Here is a 405-nt window from a genome sequence, read left to right as displayed (position 1 = left end):
CAAAGCACCTATTGCCGCACCTCCCACACCGTAGCGTGCAATGCGTTGATCATTCACAGTACACGCCACCGTACTTAAACCAATGGTGGAAATAACTGCTACTTTCAAAATTGATTTTAACATATAAAACCTCTCCTTAAAAAGATCAAAACATAAATATATTATTATGCCGGCACTTCATTACTTATCCCCCTTCTGCATTATTCAAATATACTCGAAGAGACTCATGAAATAGGTACAGATGCCAACACTATAGCTTTTCCAGAACATAAATGACAAGAGAAGGTTCCACAAATGCGGTTAGAAAGTGTCAAAGAAGACCCAAACAACACATTTTTATTATAAAGAGGCCATTTTGCACCTGATATGGTTAATCCTTTTAAATCAGAAAAGCCAATGATACTA

Annotated in this window: 1 pseudogene; it reads right to left on the bottom strand. The window is 36.8% G+C overall.

The features are described 5' to 3' along the window. Positions 1-224: 224 nt before the first annotated feature. A pseudogene (locus ACFINZ_RS10830) lies at positions 225-405 on the bottom strand (thiamine diphosphokinase); the annotation flags it as partial.

Source organism: Bartonella sp. AA81SXKL (genome assembly GCF_042196945.1).
In the GTDB taxonomy this organism is placed as follows: Bacteria; Pseudomonadota; Alphaproteobacteria; order Rhizobiales; family Rhizobiaceae; genus Bartonella.
The sequence above is the reverse complement of the archived record's forward strand: the minus strand, read 5'-3'. Positions and strand labels throughout refer to the sequence as shown.